The following is a 17113-nucleotide window of genomic DNA, read 5'->3' as shown; positions in this document are numbered from 1 at the left end:
CTCGCATACGGGCTCCAGACGGAATCAGGGCAGGGCGGACAACGGGCGTCGGATAAGGCCGCCCTAACTTAACTGAGCCTTGCCTGTGTGGATCCTATGCAAGGTCAAGAAGTGGCCCGCGAATGGCAAAGGTTTGGCCAAGGTGGCTGATTTGAGCCAGTTCGCAGTCCGGGAAAGTGATGCACGCCTCTCATGAGCGCGGGCACCTCCGGCGCCGCGGGCCACCCCGCCGCCCGGTCGCGTCGCGGCAGCACGATCCGCTCTCCGGTACGCGGATGGGGAATCACCTCCACCGGCTGCCGGTAGACCCGGGACAGCAGCGCGGCGTCGAAGACCTCCCAGGGCGGCCCCTCCGCCGCGATCCGGCCCTCGTGCAGGACGGCGGCCCGGTCCGCGTACGCGTCGGCCAGCGACAGATCGTGCAGGACCGCCACCACCGCGTCCCCCGTGGCGGCTCGCTCCCGGCACACCCTCAGGACCAGCTCTTGGTGACGCAGATCGAGGGCCGCGGTCGGCTCGTCGAGCACCAGCAGCGTGGTGCGCTGGGCGAGGACGCGGGCGAGCGCCACCCGGGCCCGCTCACCGCCGGAGAGCGCGGAGAAGGGCCGGGCGGCGAACTCCGCGACCTCGGCCCGGTCCATCGCGGCCGCCACGGCCGCCTCGTCCTCGTCCTCGGCGGCGGTCCCCACCCAGGGCGCCCGGCCCATCCGTACGACGCCCTCGACCGTGAACGGGAAGGAAGGAGGGGGCGGTACGGCGCGGCGCAGCGCCAGTTCGCCCGGCGTCCACGCGGCCACCGGCCGGCCGCCGAGGCGGACCGTGCCGGACGCGGCGGGCAGAGACGGGGACGCTATTGCGTTCGGCCTCGCGCTTTCACGAAGCGGAATGTCCGAGGCTTGATCAAAAACGTGGGAAGTTCCGCTGACTTGCAATGATAGGCTTTGTCGAGAGTTTTGTTGACTGCGAGGGAAGAAGCACTTCCCCGGTGACCAAGGCTGACGCCGACGCACTGACCGAGGCGTTCACGGGTCCCTGGTATGAGTGGGCCTCCACCGTGACGTCCTGCGCGCCCGGCTTCCCGACGAAACCGACGCACTCATTCCTGCCGATCTGGCCCCTGCTCGCGCACGGCGCCGCGCCGCGCTGCTCGCCAACAGCGACGCCGTGCCCCCGAAGTCCGCCTCTCGGTGCGCGAGCGATGTCATCCACCTGCACGCCCACCGCATGCTCGCCGTCGCCAGGGACGCGAACGGAACACGTGAGCGCTGCCCGGGTGGTTGGGCGTTCGGTGTGCCGACGCGTGGTGAAGTCCCACTTCGAGGCGATGAACTTGCGATACCAGGCACCATGCCAATCACACCTGCGGCGATGACTCTCGCGGGGCACAGACATCGGAGATGACCGTCCGCTGTCTCTCTTCGATCACGGCTGCGACACTGGTTGCCATGGAGAACCACGTGTCCAAGCGGTGGCCGCCTCGGCCGACGTGCGTCGCCGCACTGTGGGCAGGACTGGCCGTGCTCGCAGTCTCTCTCGTCACCGGATGCAGCGAGGGCGCGAATCCGACCTCGACCGGGACCGGGAATCGGTTTGTACAGGGAGATGACGGAATCGCGACCGTCCACGCTCAGGAAGAACGACCGAAGGCGCCGAGTCTGAAAGGTTCACGACTGGGGGGAGGTTCGTTAACGCTATCCGACTATCGAGGCAAGGTAGTCGTCATAAACATCTGGGGATCTTGGTGCTCTCCTTGTCGCGCTGAAGTCCCAAATCTCTTGAAGGTTGCAGGTGACCTGAAGGATGAGGTGCAGTTCCTCGGAATCAATACACGTGACATTAGCCAAGCGCCCGCGCTCGCCTTCGAGGGGAACTTCAAGGTTAACTATCCAAGTTGGTATGACCCAATCGGGAAGAAGATCCTTCAATTCCCCAAGGGGAGTTTGAACCCGAAACTCATTCCTTCCACTATCGTCCTCGACAAGAAGGGGCGGATCGCTGCTCGCGCCCTGAAGGCGGTCACCGAAGAAGACTTGCGAAAGATGATCAACCCTCTGCTGAAGGAACACTAGCCCCTAAGAGGCCTGGCCCCGACCATACCCTGGCCCTTGCCAATGTGCCGCGGACCGCATGCATGCCCACGGCCCATCGGTAATTCCAACAATCCGATTCACGCTGCTTCAGTTGCATATTCAGGACGCAATAGGGTGGATCGGCCGGAGTCGCCTGAACCTGGCCGATCCACCTCATTGGTTTAGGTTTCAGCGAGAGAGTCCTCGAATGAGAGTTCCGCTGTTACGACGTGACGCTATACACGGCGGAGCAAACGAGAGATGAATTCCCTTTGCCCACGCAAGCCCAGAATGTGTATCTGTTGCCTTCGGGGAGATTTCCGCCGACCTTGGCCGTGTACGGGGCGGTGTGTCCACCCGTGCTCGCCTTGCGGACGGGACTGGTGCCCAAGTACGCCTCGATGCGATACCCATCTGACAGGAAGTCCTGTGCGACCAAAGTGTCTCCGTTCGCCTGCCACTCCGTGTGGCCGACGATGCGGTTATTGATGTACACATCTATAGAGCTGGAGCCGTGCGCAAAACTAATGCTATCTGCCGCAGAAGCGGCGCTCGCGCCTATCGTCATTGCCCCACCCGTCATAATGGCGGTGGCGGCGAATAAAGCCGAGATGCGATTACGGACTGAAGACTTCATTCCCTCTCCCTAATGCGGTCGGTCCGCGACACTGAAGACCGTAATCAGCGGAAGAGTTCGAGCGTGAGCGGAGAATAAGACATCGAAATTGCACAAAATGAGGCAAAAGTCCATTTTGGGAGCTTAGGTGCGAAATAATAACTTGACACTCTTGAGCTGGCCGGATATGTGAGGGGGAGCGTTCCCGGGGACGGCGAGGTCAGTCGGCTTCGCCGGGTAAGCGTGAGGTCCGCTCCGCGACGCGGCAGGGGGCTGCCCGGCCTTCGATGTTTAGCGCTCCACCCCTTTGTGGGGAATGGCCGGAAGGATTTGGCCGATGATGCGGTGCTTCTCGGAACCCTGGGGAGTCGTGGCCCTCATCGCTGAGCCGGGTTTCTCGGGATCTCGGCGGGATCCACTCGGAATCCGGCGAGAGGCGGAACGCCAACACCAAGGAGAGGGTCTGTATCACGTTGTCGAAGGAGCGGTACCGCACCCGCCGCTTCGGGGTAAATGGTGCGTAGTGCCAGGTCGTTCCGCGCTGTTCGGCGACGGACCGGGAGTGGGCGCTTCTTTCTGGTCGGCCCGGACAAGAGTCGTCCGCGCATGCCAACCAAATTTCGTCCGCCGCGTACGACTCGGTCGGGTCGGGGCGCGGCGCAACCGGCCGAAGACCCCAGCCTTCTCAAAAGCTGCGCGGGTAACAGTGGCTCCGGAGCCTGACGCAGTCCAGCGCTCGCCCGCGTGTGTCCGTGTTCAGCCGCTCGGTGGCCAATTTTGTGCGTACGGTCCACCTCGTTTCGAGCAATTCTTAGAGATCAACGTCCCGTTGAATGCTGCCGCTGGCAGCTCTCCGGAGGAGTAGTGGTGTGCGGCCTCAGACTCAAAAATCGGTAGTGAAATTAGAGGACCAGGTTTGGGTTGCTTGAATTACATAGTTCCACGCGCCCGTAACCAGCAGGACGCCGGTGACGACCAGTATCCCACCTCCGAGGCGCATGACCCAGATGTAATGCTTTTTGAACCAGGAGAAAGCCGTGAGGGTGCGGCGAAGTACGACAGCGGCAATCAGGAAGGGGACGCCCAGACCTAGGCAGTACGCCGTCCCGAGGATCGCGCCCCGCACCGCGCTTGTCTCCGTGAAAGCCAATGAGTTGACGGCCGCAAGCGTAGGTCCCGAACATGGCGTCCACCCAATGCCGAACAGGGCGCCCAGGACCGGGGCGCCAATAAGTCCACTAGACGGTTTCGTGTGAAATCGAAATTCCCTCAACCCGAAACGGAAGACTCCAGCAAAGAGCAGCCCTGCAAAGATTGTGAAAGCCCCGAGTATCCGTGAAATGGCATCGGCGTGCTCTACAAGATTGCTTCCGAAGTACCCGAAGAGTGCTCCGCCGGAAACGAAAACAGCAGTAAAGCCCAGAACGAATAGAGCTGCTCCTGCAAGGACTCGTCCTCGTTTCGCTTGTTTCAGGTCCGCGCCTCCTAACCCTGTGACATACCCCAGATAGCCGGGCACCAGCGGAAGTACGCAGGGAGAAAAGAAAGAGACGAGGCCACCCAGAACTGCAATCGGGAGAGCGGCGATTAATGAGCCACTCATGAGTGTGTGGTCGATCACTTTACTGCCGCCAGGTTCATTAGTGCCTTCTCTTTCCGCTATCGCCACTTATCGCCAAGGGATGCCGCATGGAGTAGCCGCAGAGGCAGGATCAAGCGAAGGTGCACCTCACGCGCTCCCGCAGGCACAGCATTTCATGGACTACATGAGGGGAGACACGCGCCCCTCATGTACGGGTGGGCGCTGCAAGACTTCGGGTGTTCGTTGCTGCTCGCGCTGATCGTCCCGGTAAGCGCTCCATCTGCCAGGGCGGCCCTGACGCCGTGGCAGAAGCAACGGGCGGTGCATCTTCCGGGGAAGATCCTGCTGGATGTGGCCCTCGCGGTCGCGCTCGGCGGGGACTGCCTGGCCGATGTCGGGATGCTGCGAGCGGGAGCCGGGCGTGTTCGGGCCAGTGTCCTCCGACTCGACGGTCTCCCGCCTGGTCGACACCCTGGCAGGGGCCGGACCGAGAGCCCTTACGGCGATCCGGGCCGCGCGAGCCTAAGTTCGCCAATATGTGTGGAAGTTGGCTGGTACCTCGGCGCCGGATACGGAATCAGGACAGGGCGGACACGGACGTCGGATAAGGCCGCCCTAACTTAACTGAGCCTTGCGTGTGGATCCTGTCCAAGGTCAAGAAGTGTCCCGCGAATGGCAAAGGTTTGGCCAAGGTGGCTGATTTGAGCCAGTTCGGAGGTGAGAGAGGTGCGAGAAGGTGACGCACGCCTCTCATGGGCGCGGCACCTCCGGCGCCGCGGGCCGCTGGGGCCGTCGTCCGGTACGGGGGCCCGGAGTCCAGCGACCCACCCGGCTTATGGGGCGGGGGTGCTCGCGAAGCGGAGCCGGACCGCGAGCACCGGCGGCGTGGGCATCACGCAGAGCGGCAGGGCGCGCCGGGCGGCGCGGAAGGCGAGCAGCCCGGCCGCACGGCGATCGACCGCCGACGGCGCCGCCTCATGTGCCCTCCTCCGCCCGGGCCGGCCGTGCTGACTCCTCGTAGACGCTGAGCAGCCGCTCGCCGGTCTCGCATACGGCGCCGGGTGTCCGGCAGGCCGGGCAGCCCGCAGCGTGCTCGATGGCCGCCCGCCACGCCTCCTCGGCGTCCAGGGTGCCCCCGGTCCGCTCGCCGCCCGCCATCAGTCGCGCTCCTGCGGCCTGGCCCGGAACGCCGCGTTGGAGTCACGCGGGTGGCCGTGCTGTGGGCGGACGACGCTACGGATGATCAACCGCACTTCAGCTCGCCCCAGACCTGCTTGCCCCAGCGGTATCGGTCCGTCCCCCATCGGTCCGTGAGGGCATCGACCAACAGCAGCCCCCGGCCTCGGGTGTTGTCGCCATTGGAGTCCGTCCGCAGGTAGGGGATATTGCGGGACCGGTCCACCACACCGAGACGGACGAACTTCTCGGACGGCCGGGTGACGACGACGCGGATCGACTCCAGGCGGGCGTGGTCCACGGCGTTGGAGACCAGTTCGGTGATTACCAGCACGGCGTCCTCGGCCAGGTCCTCCTGGCCCCAGGCGGCCAGTGCGGTCCGTACCAGCTTGCGGGCTGCTTCCGCGCTCTCCGGTACGCGGCGCATGGTCTGGGAGTATCCGGGGTGCCCCGTGGGGCGAGGTGTAGCGGTCACGGACATCAGGACCTCAGTGGGTGCGAAGTGAGCGGCCTTGTCCGAGTGAACGACGGCTCGCCGCACGAGGAGAGGTAATACCCATCGGGTGTGCAACCGACGTGGCCGGAAATTCTCTACGGACTCCCCTCACGGAGGGGGCTCGCATGGCTACGGTGGGTGTGTGGAGGGGAACGAAAACCTCATCGGCGCCATGCGCGAGAGCGGGCTCACCCAGGCCGGGTTGGCGGACGCGGTCAACACTCATCTGCACCGGAACGGCTACGAAGGCACGGTCAGCGACCGGACGGTCCGCAACTGGCTGACCGGAAAGACGCGTTGGCCGCACTCTCGGCAGCGGGCAGCCTTAGGGGCAGTATTCGGATGTAGTGCCGAAGAACTGGGATTCGTCCCACCGGCCCGAAGATGCCCCGCCACAGAACCGGAGGATCCCGTGAGGCGCAGGAACTTCCTGACTGCCACCACCGGTACGACGGCCGCGGTCGCCGTACCTCTCGTCGCCCAGCACTCCGTAGGCACCTCGGACGTGATTCGGCTCCGTTCCGGCTTGGACGCCCTGGTGGCCCTGGATGCCACGCGGGGAGGCCACGACGAACTGGAGCGCAGGGCCATTACCGGGGCGGCCGGGGCGCTGGAGAAGCAGAAGCTGGGCGCCTCCCAGCGCATCCGCCAGAGGCTGTTCAGCGTGGCCGCCGAATACACGTCCATGGCCGCTTGGTCCGCCATCGACGCCAGGCGGACCGACCGGGCCCGGGGCCTGCTGGACCGGGCGCTGTATCTGGCCGGGGTGGCGAAGGACTCCACCGCCGAGATGGAGGTATGGAACCTGTACGCGATGCTGGCCAGGCAGAGCAGGGAACACGCCGAGGCCGTCGACGCCGCCCAGGCGGCTCAACATAGCGCGATCGCGCGGCGAGACCCGCTGTTCGCCTCCCTCGCACATGTCCGCGCGGCGCTCGGTTACTCGAATCTCGGTGATCGGCAGGCCGCCTTACGGTCCCTCGGGTACGCCCACGAGACACTGGCCAAGGCATCCTTCGACGAGCCTCGGCCGAGCTGGGTGGCCTTCTATGGGCGCGCCGAACTGTCCGCCCTGTCCGCCATCGTCCGGAACCGGATCGGCGATCCCGCGGCGGCCGAGGCCGACGGTCACCGGGCTCTGGCGACCATCCCCGAGGGGTTCCGCCGCAATCGGGCCATGACCACGGCACATCTCGCTCTGACCCAGCTTCACCAGCGGGATATCGACCAGGCGTGCGCCACTGCTTCCACAGCCTTCGACTTGGTGGCCGGGCACCCGATCCCCGGCCGAATGCGCTCCCTTCTCGGCGATTACCACCGGGACTTGATCACCCTTGCCCCGGACGCAAGCGTCGCCCGGGAGTGGGCCGACCGCTACCGAACCGAATGGAGCCGAGCTTGAGTGCCGCCGATCTGGACATCCGCCACTTCACCCACGCGGACCTTCCGGAGATCCGCCAGACGCTGATCGACGTGCACGCCGACGCCCTGGCCGAGGAGATGGAAGACGAGTTCAATCAGCGCTTCCCCTGGTTCGTGGACCACTGGGGTGGCCTCCCCGGGTACTCCTGCGTGATCGCTTTCGAGGGCGACAAGGCGGTGGGCTTCGCTTACGGCGCCCCCGCCGTTCCGGGTCGCGAATGGTGGCGCGAGCACCTCGACCCGGCGCCCGCGAAGGACCTGACTTTCTCGTACTCCGAGCTGGCCGTCAGCCCGGAGTGGCGCAAGAAGGGAGTGGCCGAACGGCTGACCCGCACATTGCTGGAAAAGCGGGACGAAGATCTCGTAGTGCTGCTCGTGGACCCCGACCACCCCCGGGTGCAGGTCCTGTACGAGACCTGGGGCTTCCGCAAGGTGGGGAAGCGCCAGCCCTTCCCGGACTCCCCGGTCTATGCCGTCATGCTCGCCGAGCTGCCCCTGCCCTGACCCCGGTCGTGGCCTGTGCGGCGGCCTTCGTGCGGCCCCGCACAGGCCATCCCGTACAAGTCGCCCCGCGCAGGCCGCGCAAGTCGCTCAGGCGCTGAGCCGGAACTCCTCGGCCAGCTCCTGGAAGATGCCCGCGTTCAGCGCGTACGCGCGCTTGCACTCCTCCACGACGCGCTGCTTCTCCAGATCGTCCACCGGCAGCGCGTCCAGCAGTGCGCGGTACTCCCGCTTGAACGCGGCGGGGTTGCCGATCGACTCGAAGACGTAGAACCGCACCCCGTCGCCCCTACGTTCGAAGCCCCAGGTCTTCTCCGCCGTGTCCCGGACGATCTGGCCGCCGGACAGATCGCCCATATAGCGGGTGTAGTGGTGGGCCACATAGCCCGCCGGCCAGTCGCGGGCGCACTCCGCCACCCGCGCCGCGTACGCCGTCGTGGCGGGCAGCGAGGTGAGGCCACTCCGCCACTCCGGGCCGCCGAGGTGGGCCAGATCGCGCTCCAGCTCGGCCATCCGGGCCAGCTCCGGGCGGAGGAACGGGCCCGCCACGGGGTCCGCCGCGAGCGCGTCGGCCGGGGTCTCCAGGGCGTGGTAGACGAACCAGAGCTGCTCGGAGTAGCGGCGGTAGGCCGCCACGCCCAGGCGCCCGCCGAGCAGGTCGGTCATGAACGACGAGCTTCCGACGTTCGCATGCGCTTCCCGTGAGGCGGCGCGGATCAGGGCGGAGAACTCCACGGTGGACCTCCGGGGGCCGAGGTGTGCAGGTTAGCCTTACCTAAGTGGAGACCGCTGCCTACGTCAATAGCCTTCCCGACAGGCTGTCGGTAAAACGGCCGCCGAGGAATCGGCCCCCGGCACAAAGGCATTCATGGACCGGCCCGGCCGCTAAGGCAGGGTGAGGATCTCCGCCCCGGTCTCCGTCACCACCAGTGTGTGCTCGAACTGCGCCGTCCGCTTGCGGTCCTTGGTGACCACGGTCCAGCCGTCCTCCCACAGGTCGTACTCATAGGTGCCGAGCGTCAGCATCGGCTCGATGGTGAAGGTCATCCCCGGCTTGATCTCGGTGGTGTGGTGCGGGCTGTCGTAGTGCGGCACGATCAGGCCGGAGTGGAACGAGGTGTTGATCCCGTGGCCGGTGAAGTCGCGGACCACGCCGTAGTCGAAGCGCTTGGCGTACGACTCGATGACCCGGCCGATGATGTTGATCCGGCGGCCCGGCTTGACGGCCTTGATCGCGCGGTTGAGGGACTCCCGGGTGCGCTCGACGAGCAGCCGCGACTCCTCGTCCACCTCACCGCACAGATAGGTGGCGTTGTTGTCCCCGTGCACCCCGCCGATGAAGGCGGTGACGTCGAGGTTCACGATGTCGCCGTCCTGGAGGACGGTGGTGTCCGGGATGCCGTGGCAGATGACCTCGTTGACCGAGCTGCACAGCGACTTGGGGAACCCGCGGTAGCCCAGCGTCGAGGGGTACGCGCCGTGGTCGCACATGTACTCATGGGCCACCCGGTCCAACTCGTCCGTGGTGACCCCCGGCGCGATCAGCTTGGCGGCCTCCTCCATCGCCCGTGCGGCGATACGCCCCGCGATCCGCATGCGCTCGATCGTCTCGGCGTCCTGGACCTCGGGCCCGTCATAAGGCGTCGGGCCCGCCTTGCCGACGTACTCCGGGCGCGGGATCGAGGCGGGGACGGGGCGGGTGGGGGAGAGCGTCCCCGGGACTAGAAGCGACTGGCCAGACATATCAGCGAGTGTATCGGCGGCGCATGGGGCAGCATGGCCGCAAGGGCCCTTCGGGCCAGTGGGGAACGAGCGGAGGCCGGAGGCCGGGATGGCGCTGTTCAAGAGGGGAACCGCCGGCAAGCCCGGTGAGTGGTACTACTGCATCCGGCACCAGAAGGTCGAGGAGGGCCCGGAGTGCCGCGCCGCCGACCGCCTCGGGCCGTACGCCTCCCCGGAGGAGGCGGCCCGCGCGATGGAGACCGCGCGAGAGCGCAATGAGGAGTGGCAGAACGACCCGCGCTGGCGCGACGACGAGCCCCCGGCGGCGGGCTGAGGCTTCCCGGGTGCCGTGAGCCATCCCGGGTGCCGAGGCTTTTCCGGGCGCCGGGCGCCGTGCGCCGGGCGCCCGGCGATCAGCCGGTGGCGGGGCGGTGCTCGCGCGCCTCGCGCGCTCGGCGGGCGTGCTCGTCCGTCCGGGCGTCGTAGCGCATCAGCCGGGGCAGTGCCAGCGCCAGCAGGCCGACCGAGGCCATACAGGCCAGCCCGCCGGACCACACCGAGGCCCGTACGCCGGTGAACCCGGCCATGGTTCCGGCCCGGACCTGGCCCAGTTGGGGGCCGGTCGCGTAGGAGAGCAGCTCGATACCGGCCAGTCGGCCGCGCAGCTTCTCGGGGATCGTCTGGTTCCACAGCGTCGAGCGGAACAGCCCGCTGACCATGTCCCCGCCGCCCGCCACCGCCAGGCACAGCAGCACCAGCCAGACGTTGGACAGCCACCCGGCCGCCGCCATGGCCAGGCCCCAGACCGCCGCGCCCGCGACCACCATCCGGCCGTGGCGGTGGATCCGGGATGTCCAGCCGCTGGTCGCGCCGACCACCATCGAACCGGCCGACCCCGCCGCGTACATCAGGCCGAGCGCCCAGGGCGCGTCCAGATCGTCGGCGAGGAAGGGGAAGATCGCGTTCGGGAAGGCGAAGAACATGGCGGCCATGTCCACCGCGTAGGTGCCCAGCAGCTCCTTGCGCCGCCATGCGTAGCGCGCGCCCTCGCCGATCGCGCGCAGTGACGGCGGTTCGGCGTCGTGCGCGGGCGGTGCGGAGGCCAGCCGGAGGGCCAGCAGCCCGGAGACCAGGAAGGTCAGCAGATCGAGACCGTAGGCGAGCGGCAGCCCGGCGTACGCCACGACGACCCCGGCGAGCGAGGGCCCCGCGATGGCGGAGAGTTGCCAGCGCAGCGAGTTGAGCGCGGCGGCCGCGGTGAGCTGGTCGTGCGGGACGATCCGGGCCACCACCGCGTCGATGGCGGGGCGCTGTAACCCGGTCAGCGCACTGGCCAGCGCCGCCACGACATACAGCGGCCACAGCATCGGATCCGGCAGCAGGCTGTTGACCAGCAGCAGCGCGGCGAGCAGCCCGAGCCCGGCCTCGGTGAGCAGGATCAGCCGCCGCCGGTCGACGGCGTCGGCCAGCGCGCCGCCGTACAGCCCGAAGACGATCAGGGGCACCAGCTCGACCGCCCCGATCGCGCCGACCGCGGCGGCGGAGCCCGTCAACTCCTTGATCTGGAGCGGCAGCGCCACCATGGTCAGGAAGCTGCCGAAGGCGGTCACCAGCCCCGCGGTCCACAGCAGCCGGAAGTCGCGGGAGGAGTGCCAGGGGGCGAGATCGGGCAACAGCGCGCGCAAACGCGGCGCGCGGCGCGCCGGGGGATCGTCCTGGTCGGTCATGGTCACGAAGTGACATCGTCCGGCCGGTCCCCCGCGCCGGGCAACCGAATTACGGCCCGAGGGACGCCGTCACCGGTGGGCCGGGGCGGGCGCCGGCAGGAACGTGCCGGGCGCGGAGGGGCGCGGACCCCGCCGAACAGCACCGTGGCGCAGGACGTCGAGGTCGTCGCTGCTGTCCGCGCCTGCGGCCATGCCGGTCAGCGGCTATGTGACGGTGGCGGATGTCAGGGCTTGCGGGCTCGGGTGGACGACGCGCGCAGCGTCAGGCGGGTGGGGGCCATGGTCGGAACCGGGACGTGCTCCGGTGTCTCGATGAGATCGACCAGTGCGGTGACCGCGGCCGGCATCGACGTGTCGGGAGCGAGCGACAGAGTGCTGACCGGAGGGTCGCAGAGGGCGTACGAAGGATCCTCACTCGCGCAGACGACGAGCAGGTCCTCGGGGATGCTCAGGCCGGTACGCGCCGCGCTCGCCAGGACGTGGCGGCCGCAGCAGTCGTAGATCCCGAAGACGGCGTCGGGACGGTCGGGGGAGGCGAGGACGCTGTCGAGGAGTGCGTCGGGGTCCCGTGGGTGGGTGTTCTGTATGACGTGCGGTAAGTGGCCGTGGTGGCTGCACCAGTTGGTGTAGGCGGCGATGCAGGCGCGCGTGTAGTGGTCCTCTCCTGGTCCGGCGAGGAGGACGACGCGGCGAGCGCCCTGGGCGGCCAGGTGGTCGAGCACACGACGGGTCGCGGCCGCGTGGTCATTGTCCACCCACGCTTCACCGGGCCTCGGGTCGACGGGGCGGCCGTCGAAGGCGAGTGGGATGCCGCGGGCCCGGAGCATGTCCGCGATCGGGTCATCGGCGGGGCTGTCCACCAGGACGACGCCTGCGACGTGCAGTGCCGACCACAGGTCCTGGTCCGCGGCGGAGGGGAGCGTGATGAGCGCGTAGCCGTGGCTGTGGGCGGCGGCCGTGGCCGCGGCGATCGACTGGGAGAAGTACGGGACTTCCGCGAAATTCCAGTCCGTGCGCCCATACGTCGTGACGGCGAGGCCGAGGACGCGCGGTGCGGGAGCGCCTCCGTAGCCGAGCGCCGAGGCCAGTGCGCGGACGCGGGCGCGGGTACTCGCGGTCATACGGCCGGTGCCCTTGAGAGCGTGTGAGACCGTGGCCGTCGAGACCTCGGCCGCTTTCGCCACATCGGCCAGGATTACCCGGGACATGGGCCACAGGCTACGAGAACCGTCGATCTGGCGGGTGGATTCCTGCGAATTTCGTCGTGGGCCAGGGCTGGCAGTCAACGGATTAACCAAGCAGGGTGCGCACTGGGCCTGGAGCCCCTTCCCTCACCTCTCAGGAGATCCCCGTGCCTTCTGGCAGTACCCCTTGGATGCGAGCCCTGCGCGCGCCGGGTGACGCGACTCGGCAGACCACGGCCGAGGATGCCGGAACGACCCGGCGTACGATCCTGCGCGGCTCGCTCGCCACCGCGGGCCTGCTCGCCGCCGGCGTCCAGGCGGGGCAGCCGGCCTCGGCGGTCGACCACCGGGCGGACTCCTCGCCCGTGGCAGCGGAGCGTTCCACACCGCATGACGCGCGCGTGGTCGTCATCGGCGCCGGACTCGCCGGGCTCACTGCCGCATACCGGTTGGCCCGCCGAGGCGTCCACGTCCAGGTTTTCGAGGCGCGAGACGACCGTGTAGGCGGTCGTTGCTGGACCGCGAGGGGTTTCTCGAGCGACCAGATCGCCGAGCACGGAGGTGAGCGCATCGACACGCGCCACACTCATATCCGCAAGCTTGCGGGCGAACTCGGTCTGGAACTGGAGGAGGAGAACCCGGACCGCCGGCACGGCAAGCGAGGAGTCACCTTTCTCCAGGGCGCTGTGCGGGACGACACCGCGATCTACAAGGACCTGGACCTGGTCCTGGAGCGGCTGCGGGCCGACGCGAAGCGCATCGGCAGCTACTTCGCCGATCGGGCCTCCCGCGCCGCCCGCGACTTCGACCAGCTCTCCGTACGCGACTGGCTTCACGCCAACGTACCCGGTGGCATGAGTTCGTTGCTCGGTTCCAGCATCGCCTGCGGAGTCAGCACCTTCTTCGGCAACGACGCAGCCGAACTGAGCGCGATCAATCTCATCGAGCAGTACGCCGGAGTTGATGACGGCACAGCGGATGAGAAGTACCACGTCAAGGGCGGCAACGACCTGATTCCAGGCGGACTGGCCGCCAGACTGCCCAAGCCGGCCCTGCACTTCGACGCCCCGTTGCTCGCTGTGCGCCGCACGGGCGACACCTACCGGCTGCGCTTCGGCGGCATCCGCGGGGAGGTGATCGCCGACCGCGTCGTCTTCGCACTGCCGTTCACCACACTGCGCCGTGTCGACCTCGACGACTCGGGGCTCACCGCGCGCAAGCGCGAAGTCATCGACAACCACGGTATGGGCACGGATGCCAAGCTCATGTTGCAGTTCGACCGGCAGTTCTACCAGTTCGACGACTTCAGCGGGCTCATCAAAGCCGACAACCCGCAGATGTCCACCTGGGATACTTCGTCCTACCAGACCGGGGCAGAGGGGTTGCTCACCCTCTTCGTCGGTGGCTGGAGCGGCTCCTCTTTCCCCACCGCGAAACCGCATGGCGAGCCGTCCGCCGCGGTCACCGGCTCGGCACTCGGTCACCTCGAGGCACTCGTACCCGGCCTGAAGGATGCGTACAACGGCCATGGCTGGCTGGACTCCTGGGTCGACGACCCCTGGGCACGTGGTTCATACGCCTCCTACCGGCCGGGCCAGTACACCAAGTACTGGGGCTGGACCGGCCGCCCCGAGGGCCGGCTGCACTTCGCGGGCGAACACACCAGCACGCATAGTCAGGGGTATCTCAACGGGGCCGTGGAGAGCGGCGAGAGAGTGGCCCGCGAGGTGCTCACCGCACTCGGGCGTTCGTGAGCGGCGCACTCGTCGCCGGCACCTCCGCTTCCCTCGCACAGTGAGTAATCCCGATCCTGGCCATGCTCAACGGCGCCGAGGACGTGCGTCCGCCCTGATCTCGGCGCGGTGGCACCCGGCAAGCGCGCCGACCTGATCGTGCTGACCACCGACCGCGGCCGGGGCCCGTGCTCCGGCCCGCGCGGGGGCCGTCACCAGTGGGTCGGAGGAGGCGCCGTGAGGCGGTCGGCCAGTCGGGCCAGCCGGTCCTGGAAGCGGTGGCGGCGGCCGGGGCGGGGCAGGCTGTTTTCTCCGGCGGCCGCGCTGACCAGATGCTGGAGGGTGTCCAGGTCGAGTCCGCCGCCCTCGGGGGCGGACAGCGCGTCATGGGCCAGGGCGTGCAGCCCGGTGTCGCCGCCGTCGAGGGCGAGCACGGTCGCGCCGCCCCGGCGGGCGTCGTTGACCCGCTCCAGCAGCCCGGCCCCGGGCTCGCCCGGCGCGACCACCAGCAGGGTCTCACCGCGGCCCGCCCGCTCCAGCCGCCCCAACCCGACCGCCAGATGCGCGGGCGCGGCGGCGCCCTCCGGCACCCGGTGGCGCACGAGGGTGGGGGACAGCTCGGGCAGTCCGGACCAGGCCGCCTCGTCGTCGAGATGGGCGGCCAGATGCCACGGTTCGTATCTCTCGCTGCCGACCAGCAGCAGTCCGCCCTCGCGCGGTCCGACCGAGGCCCGTAGCGAGCCCGCGAAGCGGCGGGTGGCCTGGAGCCATTCGGTTCCGGCGAGGACCTCGCGCAGCAGCGCAACCCTTACGGCGTCCATGGCATCCGCATCCTGCCGCGGCCCGCGGCCCCGCGGGCGCGATTCGGTCCCGGCTCACTCGTTCGGGGCATATGCGGCGGGCATGCCGTAGACCCATTCCGCGCCCGGCGCCCACGCGCACTCCGTCCGCGTCTCCAACTGTTCATGCACCGTCTCTTGACGCTCTGTAAGGCAAACCCTAAGGTCGCCGCACACAAGGGACGTCCTACGTCCCATTTTTCTGACTCGGCACTCGATTGCGACGGGGCATCGGGAGGTCTGATGACAGTCGGCACGGGGGCGGCACGCTCGTACGAGGTGTCCGTTCCGTTCCGGGCGGGCACCGAGGACTATGCGAGCTACCGGATCCCGGCAGTGGTGCTGACCCACGCCGGAACGCTTCTCGCCTTCGCCGAGGGCCGGGCGGACTCCTCCGCCGACCACGGCCGCATCGACCTCGTGCTCAAGCGGTCCGCCGACGGCGGCCGTACCTGGGGCGCGTTACAGCTCGTCGCCCGCAACGGCGATGGCACGGCGGGCAATCCGGCCCCCGTCGTCCTCGACGGCGGCCCGCGCGACGGCCGCGTCCTGCTGGTGCACGTCCGCAGCGCCGCCTCCGCCACCGAGGACCGGATCCGGCGCGGCGAGGTGAGCGCGGCCGACGGGCGGCGGGTGTGGCTGACGCACAGCGATGACGACGGCGCGAGCTGGAGCGAGGCCCGCGAGATCACCGCGAGCACCAAGCGGCCCGAATGGCGGTGGTACGCCACCACCCCCGGCCACGCCCTCAGGCTGCGGTACGGCGCCCACGCGGGCCGGATCGTCGTCGCGGCCAACCACTCCCTGCCCCCGACGGTCCCCGGCGACGACGGCACCGAAGGGCGGTACAACGGCGGGCACGATCTGCTCAGCGACGACGACGGCGCCACCTGGCGGATCGGGTACGTGGACGACAACCCCGACGGCTATGTCAACGTCAACGAGACCACCGCCGCCCAACTCCCCGACGGCCGCGTCTACTTCAACACCCGCACCGACGCGACCGCGCCTGGCACCCGCGCCGACGCCCACTCCGGCGACGGCGGCGCCACCCTGGACCTGCCCTTCCGGCCGCAGGCCGGGCTGGTGGCCCCCGTGGTCGAGGGCAGTGTGCTGCACCTCGGCGAGCCGGACGCGCTGCTCTTCTCCGGCCCCGCCGACCCCGCGTACCGGGCCCTGATGACCGTCCGCACCAGCCATGACGGCGGTGTCACCTGGCGGCCCACGCACACCGTGAACGGCCTGCCCGCCGCCTACTCCGATCTGGTCCGGCTCGACGACGCCACGGTCGGACTGCTCTACGAGACCGGCGACTTCAGCGCCTACTCGACCATCACATTCCGGCGCATTCCGACGGAGGAGCTGGTTTGACTTCCTCCCCCTCGTGAACGAGAGGGATTCCTACGGCTCGCGCCGTAGGGCTTCCTGTTTCATCACCGACTGCCCCGTCCGGGAGGACTCCCGTTGAGGTCTTACACCGGCTCCACAGGCCGACACCGCCAGTCCGGCGGCCAGAAGGTTCTGCGCCGCGTTCACGTCCCGGTCGTGGGTCGTGCCGCAGGCGCATGTCCAGGTGCGGACGCCGAGCGGCATCTTCCCCCGCAGCGTGCCGCATGCGGAGCACAGCTTGGAGGAGGGGAACCAGCGGTCGACCGCGATCACTTCACGGCCGTACCAGGCGGCCTTGTACTCCAGCATGCTCCGGAACTGAGACCATGCCGCATCCGAGATCGCCCGGGACAGCTTGCCGTTGCTGAGCATGTTCCGGACGGTGAGGTCCTCGATCACGAGCGTTTGGTTTTCACGCACGAGTCGAGTGGTGAGCTTGTGCAGATGGTCACGGCGACGGTCGGCGATGCGGGCGTAGACCCTGGCGACCTTGCGGCGTGCCTTGGCCCGGTTGGCGCCGTCGCCCCTGGCCTTGCGGGCGAGGTCGCGCTGGGCGCGGGCGAGGCGGGCGCGGTCGCGCCGCTCGTGCCTCGGGTTGGCGATCTTCTCGCCCGTGGACAGGGTGAGCAGGTGGTCGAGCCCGGCGTCGATACCGAC

16 protein-coding genes and 1 pseudogene are annotated in these 17113 nt (G+C 68.5%); 7 read left to right on the top strand and 10 right to left on the bottom strand.

All coding sequences use genetic code 11. The features are described 5' to 3' along the window. Positions 1 to 104: 104 nt before the first annotated feature. Positions 105 to 1010, bottom strand: a complete 906-nt coding sequence (locus tag KN815_RS33100) for an ATP-binding cassette domain-containing protein (RefSeq protein WP_216345546.1) — start codon at positions 1008 to 1010, stop codon at positions 105 to 107. Positions 1011 to 1445: 435 nt separating this feature from the next. Between KN815_RS33100 and KN815_RS33095 the strand changes: the two genes are divergently transcribed. Beyond that, entirely contained in the window at positions 1446 to 2069 is a 624-nt protein-coding gene (locus KN815_RS33095) for a TlpA family protein disulfide reductase (RefSeq protein ID WP_216345545.1), read from the top strand. A 1499-nt stretch (positions 2070 to 3568) separates the two neighbouring features. Here the strand turns inward: KN815_RS33095 and KN815_RS33090 are convergent. Beyond that, on the bottom strand, positions 3569 to 4288 hold the full coding sequence (locus tag KN815_RS33090) for a cytochrome c biogenesis CcdA family protein (protein WP_216345548.1): 720 nt from the start codon (positions 4286 to 4288) through the stop codon (positions 3569 to 3571). A gap of 267 nt (positions 4289 to 4555) precedes the next feature. Between KN815_RS33090 and KN815_RS33085 the strand changes: the two are divergent. Then, positions 4556 to 4790 (top strand): annotated as a pseudogene (locus KN815_RS33085) (IS1380 family transposase); the annotation flags it as partial. Between the two features lie 452 nt (positions 4791 to 5242). Here the strand turns inward: KN815_RS33085 and KN815_RS33080 are convergent. After that, positions 5243 to 5425: a hypothetical protein gene (locus KN815_RS33080; RefSeq protein ID WP_216345544.1), complete on the bottom strand. Its 183-nt coding sequence runs from the start codon at positions 5423 to 5425 to the stop codon at positions 5243 to 5245. An 85-nt stretch (positions 5426 to 5510) separates the two neighbouring features. Continuing rightward, a complete protein-coding gene (locus KN815_RS33075; protein WP_216345543.1) occupies positions 5511 to 5924 on the bottom strand; it encodes an ATP-binding protein in 414 nt (137 codons plus the stop codon). A 157-nt stretch (positions 5925 to 6081) separates the two neighbouring features. Here KN815_RS33075 and KN815_RS33070 point away from each other — a divergent pair, with 157 nt between their 5' ends. Both KN815_RS33070 and KN815_RS33065 read left to right on the top strand, forming a co-directional pair. After that, positions 6082 to 7341 carry an NsdA family TPR-like regulatory protein gene (locus KN815_RS33070; RefSeq protein ID WP_216345542.1) on the top strand — a complete coding sequence of 420 codons (1260 nt, stop codon included), beginning with the start codon at positions 6082 to 6084 and terminating at the stop codon, positions 7339 to 7341. Then, positions 7326 to 7865 carry a GNAT family N-acetyltransferase gene (locus KN815_RS33065; RefSeq protein ID WP_216345541.1) on the top strand — a complete coding sequence of 180 codons (540 nt, stop codon included), beginning with the start codon at positions 7326 to 7328 and terminating at the stop codon, positions 7863 to 7865. The genes KN815_RS33070 and KN815_RS33065 overlap by 16 nt, the downstream gene beginning before the upstream one ends. A gap of 87 nt (positions 7866 to 7952) precedes the next feature. On the opposite strand, the gene KN815_RS33060 is transcribed toward KN815_RS33065, so the two are convergent. Together KN815_RS33060 and map are read right to left on the bottom strand one after the other, a co-directional pair. Next, positions 7953 to 8597: a biliverdin-producing heme oxygenase gene (locus KN815_RS33060; protein WP_216345540.1), complete on the bottom strand. Its 645-nt coding sequence runs from the start codon at positions 8595 to 8597 to the stop codon at positions 7953 to 7955. A gap of 150 nt (positions 8598 to 8747) precedes the next feature. Then, positions 8748 to 9605 carry a type I methionyl aminopeptidase gene (gene map / locus KN815_RS33055; protein ID WP_216345539.1) on the bottom strand — a complete coding sequence of 286 codons (858 nt, stop codon included), beginning with the start codon at positions 9603 to 9605 and terminating at the stop codon, positions 8748 to 8750. Between the two features lie 88 nt (positions 9606 to 9693). Between map and KN815_RS33050 the strand changes: the two genes are divergently transcribed. After that, on the top strand, positions 9694 to 9918 hold the full coding sequence (locus KN815_RS33050) for a hypothetical protein (RefSeq protein WP_216345538.1): 225 nt from the start codon (positions 9694 to 9696) through the stop codon (positions 9916 to 9918). A 79-nt stretch (positions 9919 to 9997) separates the two neighbouring features. On the opposite strand, the gene KN815_RS33045 is transcribed toward KN815_RS33050, so the two are convergent. Further along, complete coding sequence (locus KN815_RS33045; protein WP_216345547.1) at positions 9998 to 11311, bottom strand: MFS transporter; 1314 nt, start codon at positions 11309 to 11311, stop codon at positions 9998 to 10000. Positions 11312 to 11535: 224 nt separating this feature from the next. Next, the gene (locus KN815_RS33040) at positions 11536 to 12519 is read right to left on the bottom strand and encodes a LacI family DNA-binding transcriptional regulator (RefSeq protein WP_216345537.1); all 984 of its coding nucleotides are present in this window, start codon (positions 12517 to 12519) and stop codon (positions 11536 to 11538) included. Between the two features lie 167 nt (positions 12520 to 12686). On the opposite strand from KN815_RS33040, the gene KN815_RS33035 reads away from it, so the two are divergent. Next, complete coding sequence (locus tag KN815_RS33035) at positions 12687 to 14249, top strand: flavin monoamine oxidase family protein (protein WP_216345536.1); 1563 nt, start codon at positions 12687 to 12689, stop codon at positions 14247 to 14249. 191 nt (positions 14250 to 14440) lie between these two features. Here the strand turns inward: KN815_RS33035 and KN815_RS33030 are convergent, their stop codons facing one another. Beyond that, positions 14441 to 15049: a hypothetical protein gene (locus KN815_RS33030; RefSeq protein ID WP_216345535.1), complete on the bottom strand. Its 609-nt coding sequence runs from the start codon at positions 15047 to 15049 to the stop codon at positions 14441 to 14443. Positions 15050 to 15310: 261 nt separating this feature from the next. On the opposite strand from KN815_RS33030, the gene KN815_RS33025 reads away from it, so the two are divergent. After that, positions 15311 to 16438, top strand: coding sequence for a sialidase family protein (locus KN815_RS33025; protein ID WP_216345534.1), 1128 nt, complete (start codon positions 15311 to 15313; stop codon positions 16436 to 16438). A 30-nt stretch (positions 16439 to 16468) separates the two neighbouring features. On the opposite strand, the gene KN815_RS33020 is transcribed toward KN815_RS33025, so the two are convergent. Continuing rightward, on the bottom strand, positions 16469 to 17113 hold a 645-nt coding region (locus KN815_RS33020; protein WP_216345533.1), incomplete at its 5' end, for an RNA-guided endonuclease TnpB family protein.

It is taken from the genome of Streptomyces niphimycinicus, assembly GCF_018883605.1.
Lineage (GTDB): Bacteria > Actinomycetota > Actinomycetes > Streptomycetales > Streptomycetaceae > Streptomyces > Streptomyces niphimycinicus.
The sequence above is the reverse complement of the archived record's forward strand: the minus strand, read 5'-3'. Positions and strand labels throughout refer to the sequence as shown.